Source organism: Bradyrhizobium sp., from assembly GCF_017881085.1.
Taxonomy (GTDB): domain Bacteria; phylum Pseudomonadota; class Alphaproteobacteria; order Rhizobiales; family Xanthobacteraceae; genus Bradyrhizobium.
Genome location: NZ_JADGRI010000360.1, coordinates 1 through 5,101, shown reverse-complemented (window position 1 = coordinate 5,101; position 5,101 = coordinate 1). Strand labels below are relative to the sequence as shown.

The 5,101-nt window shown below is 61.9% G+C and carries 6 protein-coding genes; all 6 read left to right on the top strand.

Annotated elements, in window-relative coordinates; translation table 11 throughout:
- Nucleotides 1-560: 560 nt before the first annotated feature.
- Nucleotides 561-1,382, top strand: a complete 822-nt coding sequence (locus tag QZ213_RS24410; RefSeq protein ID WP_291688641.1) for an ABC transporter permease — start codon at nucleotides 561-563, stop codon at nucleotides 1,380-1,382.
- Nucleotides 1,379-2,185 (top strand): ABC transporter permease, encoded by an 807-nt coding sequence (locus tag QZ213_RS24405; protein ID WP_291688640.1) that lies wholly within the window; start codon nucleotides 1,379-1,381, stop codon nucleotides 2,183-2,185. The genes QZ213_RS24410 and QZ213_RS24405 overlap by 4 nt, the downstream gene beginning before the upstream one ends.
- Nucleotides 2,182-2,940 carry an ABC transporter ATP-binding protein gene (locus QZ213_RS24400; RefSeq protein ID WP_291688639.1) on the top strand — a complete coding sequence of 253 codons (759 nt, stop codon included), beginning with the start codon at nucleotides 2,182-2,184 and terminating at the stop codon, nucleotides 2,938-2,940. The genes QZ213_RS24405 and QZ213_RS24400 overlap by 4 nt, the downstream gene beginning before the upstream one ends.
- Entirely contained in the window at nucleotides 2,937-3,269 is a 333-nt protein-coding gene (locus tag QZ213_RS24395) for a hypothetical protein (protein ID WP_291688638.1), read from the top strand. Before QZ213_RS24400 ends, QZ213_RS24395 begins: the two co-directional genes overlap by 4 nt.
- 1 nt (nucleotide 3,270) lies before the next feature.
- On the top strand, nucleotides 3,271-4,326 hold the full coding sequence (locus QZ213_RS24390; RefSeq protein WP_291688637.1) for an ABC transporter substrate-binding protein: 1,056 nt from the start codon (nucleotides 3,271-3,273) through the stop codon (nucleotides 4,324-4,326).
- Between the two features lie 161 nt (nucleotides 4,327-4,487).
- On the top strand, nucleotides 4,488-5,101 hold a 614-nt coding region (locus tag QZ213_RS24385; RefSeq protein WP_291688636.1), incomplete at its 3' end, for a helix-turn-helix domain-containing protein.

Genomic DNA, 5,101 nt, shown 5'->3' with positions numbered 1-5,101 from the left:
GGTTGCGAACCCCTCATCTCAAGACAGGACGCCCCGTGGCGCTATCGTGTTGGCTGTGTCGCCGGCAGCGGCAAACTACCGCGCGAGCGGTTTAGTCCCTTGGCGCGAAGCGGCCGCTCATCGGCCAGTTGAGCTCCGTGGTTCTTGACGGGCTAAGAATGGCCGCATGACGTTGACGCCAGCCTTTTCGAGCGGTCGCGTGCGACAATGGTATGCGAAGGGTGACCGAGCGCCCCCAAACTAGCCGTGGCGGAGAGGTTTGCAGTACCGCTGAGGCCGGCTAACGCCGGTGGCGGGTGCGTCGACCCATGCGGGCTCCTTGCCGTGGCGCCACAAGCAGAAGGACCGCTGCCAACGGTTATCATTCGGGCACGCCCGCCTTCCGTAGTCCATCGATATATGCGAAGGAATCCGAAGCCCGAGCAAACACGATGGGAGGACCGCATCGAAACGACTACAGCGTAACCGCGTCTGGATCCACCTAGCGGGTCCCAGACCGGCCAAAACAAAGAACAAAGAAATCGACCGGTCAGCTTTCTGATCGGCAGGGAGAGGTCACCGTGCCAGTTGTGCACAGTCAAGGACAGCGGCCGCAGTGGCTGATGCGCTGTCTCGCTTCGCTCGCGGGAGCGATGATGTTCGTTGCGCCTTTGGCGGCACTGCTGCTTTTGTGGGCGATCGTGGTGCCCCTGTTCGGCATCAATCCGCGGATTTTTCCGTCGGTGAGTTCTGTCGCCGGCGCCGCCGTGGATTCAATCCGCGATGGGTCGCTGATCCAGCACATTGGCGCGAGCCTGCTCCGCGTCGGGCTGGGAACGCTGCTCGGCGTCGTCACCGCCGTGCCGTTGGGCATCGCGATGGGGGTGAGCCCTGCCGTTTTCAGGTTTTTGACGCCACTGTTCCGGTTTTTCTCGGTGCTGGCGGGCATCGCCTGGATTCCGATTGCGACCCTGTGGTTCGGGTATGGCTTCGGTGCGATCATCTTCGTGATCTTCAACGCCGTGTTCTTCGTCGTTGCCTACAATACGCTGCTCGGCGTCTCCACCATTCCCCGCGCATTGCGCAACGCAGCGGCGTCGCTGGGGGCCGGCCGCTGGGCAGTCTTGACCGAAGTGATTCTGCCGGGAGCGTTGCCGAACATCGTAACTGGCATTCGCACCGGTCTTGGCTTCGCGTGGCGAGGACTAATCGCCGCCGAAATGATCGCGACCAACGTCGGCCTCGGCTACATGCTTTTCGTCGCGCGTGACTTCTATCGCACCGAGGTCATCGTGCTCGGCATGATCGTGATCGGCGCACTCTGGCTGCTGATCGACCGCCTGCTGCTGGTGCCACTGGAACGTTCGACCATCGAGCGGTGGGGCATGGTGAGGCGCGCATGAACATTCTGCTGCGAAGCTGGAGCGCCTACACCCGCATGACCCTCCGCTGGCCGGGCCTGGCGGCGATCGTGCCGTTCATTCCGGTGATTGCCTTGTGGCTTGCGGTGACCGAAGCCGGGATTTTTCCACGCGCCTTCCTGCCGGGGCCGGTCGAGGTGGTGAAGGCCTTCTTCACCCTCACCTATAAGGGCATCCTGCCGGACTATCTGCAGGACAGCCTGCTGCGCCTGATCAGCGGGGCCGCGGTTGGTATGGCGCTCGGAATTCCGCTGGGTGTGCTGATCGGCACCAGCAGGTGGGCGCGCCGCATCAGCTGGCCGATCCTGCTGTTCTTCCAGGCCATCGGCGACATCGCCTGGCTGCCAATCCTGCTGATCTGGTTCGGCTTCGGGATCACGACTATGACGTTCGTGATCGTCTATACGGTGCTGTTTCCGGTGGTGCTCAACACCGTGCTCGGGGTCGAGTCGGTGCCGCCGGATATGGCGCGGGCCGCGCGCAGCCTCGGCGCATCGCGCGCCCGCGTTCTCTGGGAGGTCACGCTGCCGGGAGCGCTGCCGAACATCATCACCGGACTGCGCAATGGACTCGGCTACGGCTGGCGCGCACTGATCGCGGTCGAAATCATCGTCGGCACGAGCGGCATCGGCTTCATGATGTTCGATGCACGCCGCGCCGGCTCCGTGGTCGAAATCCTCCTCGGCATGATCATTCTCGGGCTGCTCTGGTACATCGTTGACGCATGGATCCTCGCACCGATCGAGCGCGCGACGGGCCAGCGCTGGGGATTGGTGACATCATGAAGACACTTACGCTGCGCAATCTCGCCAAGACATACTTCGACCCCTATGCCGGCGCGCATGTAAACGCCGTTCAGGATGTCTCGCTCGAGGTCGAGCAGGGCGAGTTTGTTTCCGTGGTCGGTCCCTCCGGCTGCGGCAAGACCACGATCCTCAACATGATCGCCGGTTTTATCCCCTATTCCGGTGGAGAAATCCTTTTGAACGGCAAGCCTATCGATGGTCCCGGGCCGGAGCGCGGCGTCGTCTTTCAGTCCTTCGCCCTGTTTCCCTGGAAAACCGTGCTGGACAATGTCGGATTCGGTCCAAAAATGCGCGGCGTTCCAAAGGCGGAGCGGGACAAGATCGCCTACGAATATCTGGCGTTAGCCGGGCTTTCACATGCCGCCAACCGCTACCCCAATGAATTGTCCGGCGGCATGCAGCAGCGGGTCGGCGTGGTGCGTGCCCTGGCCAACCACCCGGATGTGCTTCTGATGGATGAGCCGTTCGCCAGTGTCGATGCGCAGACCCGCATGACCCTGCAGGAGGAACTCACCCGGATCTGGCAGGAGCGGCGACCGACGGTGATCTTCATTACCCACGACGTGCCCGAAGCCGTTTTTCTGGCCAACCGCGTCGTCGTGCTGTCGAAGGGCCGGGTGCTCGATCAGGTCGAGGTCGACCTACCGCGTCCGCGGGTCTGGAATGACCTGATCGAGGACGACAATTTCAAGCGGCTGTCGTCCCAGGTGCTGCATATGGTGCGGTCGGCATGAGCCTCGCCGCCGAAATCATCCGGTCGAGCAGGGGCCGCGTCGTGCTCGGCGTAATCGCTGCGTGGCTCGGCTTCCAGCTCTGGCTCACGCTGGTTGCTCCGACGAAGATTTCGCCCGAACTGTCGGGAACGTCGGAGAAGGTCAACGTCCAGATCACACTGCCCTTTACGCCTGAACGCTTCCACGTTCTGGCGTTTCAGCAATATGGAAGGGTCTCCGGTGCGGACGACCGTTCGATAGAACTGCGTGGAGTCAAACGAACGGATCTCAATGCGGTTGCCCGGCCTTACTGGGTGACGAGCGTTGGGCCGATAAAGGAGGGAGGATAGTATGAAGCGACTATTGATGCTCGGTGTTGCGCTGGTGCTGGGGAGTACGGTCGCCGGTGCGCAGACCATGGTGAAACTCAAGGCCGGCATGGTCAGCGGCTTTGACCAGATCGGATTGCCGATTGCCCTGGAGCGCGGTTTCTTCGAGAAGCGGGGACTCGACGTCACGATTGCCCGCCCCTATGCAACCGGCGTTGACGCGCTCAATGCGCTGCAGGCCGGCGAGAGCGAAATCGTCCAAGTCGGTGTCCCGATGATTGGCGCCGTGCTGCGCGGGATGGATCTGGTCGCCCTCGGCAATTACAGCGGCAACGCGACCAAGGCCGGGTCTGACGCGACGATGGCCGTCGTCGCGCGCGAAGGCTCCGGAATTGTCAAAGGCGATCTTGCAAGCTTGAAAGGCAAGAAGATCGCGGCCTCGTTCGGCACCATCAATCACCTCTACATTCTGGCTCTGCTCGAAAAGGCGGGACTGAAACCGGACGATGTCACGTTGGTGAATACGCCGCCGCCGGATATGACCGTCGCGCTGCTCGCCAAGGGCATCGACGCTTTTTCAGGATGGGATCCCTGGCCGATCGTCGCCGGCAAGGATGTGCCGGGCGCGGTCGAAATCATCCGGGGCGGCGACGTGATCTCGTATCTCGGGTTCAACGTCGCGCTGCGGCCCTGGGTCGACGCCAACGGCGAGACGATCGAAAAGTTTCTTGCCGGCGTTTCGGAGGGCGACCAGTGGATGCGCAAGAATCCGAAGCAGGCCGCTCAGATCGCGACCCGCTGGATCCCCGGCCTGAAGCCGGAAATCGCCGAAGCCGCAATGCAATTCAACATTCAGCAGGCAGACCGACGGCTTTCGGCGAATAATTATCGGGCGCTCTGGAGCGCAGAAGACCGGCTCAATCGACTGGGCATTCTGAAATCGACGTTCGACGTTAACAAGCACATTGAACCGAAGTACATATTGAAGGTGATGAAAGACAATCCCGAACTGTTCGCTGACCTGCCGCCGATACCGGCGGATGCCATGATCGGCGCGGGTTACGTCTTCAAGCCGTAGGCGATCTGGCGGGCGGAAGATCCTTCCGCTCGCCGTTTGCCTGGCGGTTGTTCTGCCGCATGGCGACAGTCAAAAGCCGAAGCCCGGGAATGACCGGTTTTGGCGGCGGGCTCAATTGGTCAGCGCAACACTCTAATCTTTAGCAAAGATGGAGTGTGGATATGAAACAGCGACGTCGCATTTATTACTCGGCAGCCCAGCGATCCGAGATCTGGGATCGCTGGCAGGCCGGCGAGCCGATGAGTTCGATCGGACGCCGATTTGACCGGGAGTCCTCGTCAGTCTTCTCAGTGATCTCGCCGACCGGCGGCATCCGTCCACCGGATCGGCACCGTGGCAAACAGGCGCTCAGCCTTTCTGAACGGGAGGAGATATCTCGATGGCTCAGCATGCGCTGCTCGTTGCGGTCGATCGCACGCCACTTGGGACGGTCTCCGTCAACCATCAGCCGTGAAGTCCAGCGCAATGGCGGGGCGGATCGCTATCGGGCTGCGGGGTCCGATCAGGCCGCGTGGGATCGGGCGCAGCGCCCCAAGCTTTGCAAGCTGGCTTGCCGTCCGTTCTTGAGGCGGACAGTATCAACCTTGCTGCAGCGGCAATGGTCACCGGAGCAAATTGCCGGCTGGCTCAAGCGTACATATCCGGGGGAACCTCAAAAGCAGGTGTCACACGAGACGATCTATCGCAGCCTGTTCATTCAGGCGCGCGGCGTGCTGAAAAAGGAGCTTCTTGAGCACCTGAGGGCGAGGCGCACGGTCCGCCGATCCAGGCACGC

What these genes read in the sequence shown, in the direction of transcription:
- QZ213_RS24405 (WP_291688640.1), top strand. Translation starts at nt 1,379, where the DNA reads ATGAACATTCTGCTGCGAAGCTGGAGCGCCTACACCCGCATGACCCTC.
- QZ213_RS24400 (WP_291688639.1), top strand. Translation starts at nt 2,182, where the DNA reads ATGAAGACACTTACGCTGCGCAATCTCGCCAAGACATACTTCGACCCC.
- QZ213_RS24395 (WP_291688638.1), top strand. Translation starts at nt 2,937, where the DNA reads ATGAGCCTCGCCGCCGAAATCATCCGGTCGAGCAGGGGCCGCGTCGTG.
- QZ213_RS24390 (WP_291688637.1), top strand. Translation starts at nt 3,271, where the DNA reads ATGAAGCGACTATTGATGCTCGGTGTTGCGCTGGTGCTGGGGAGTACG.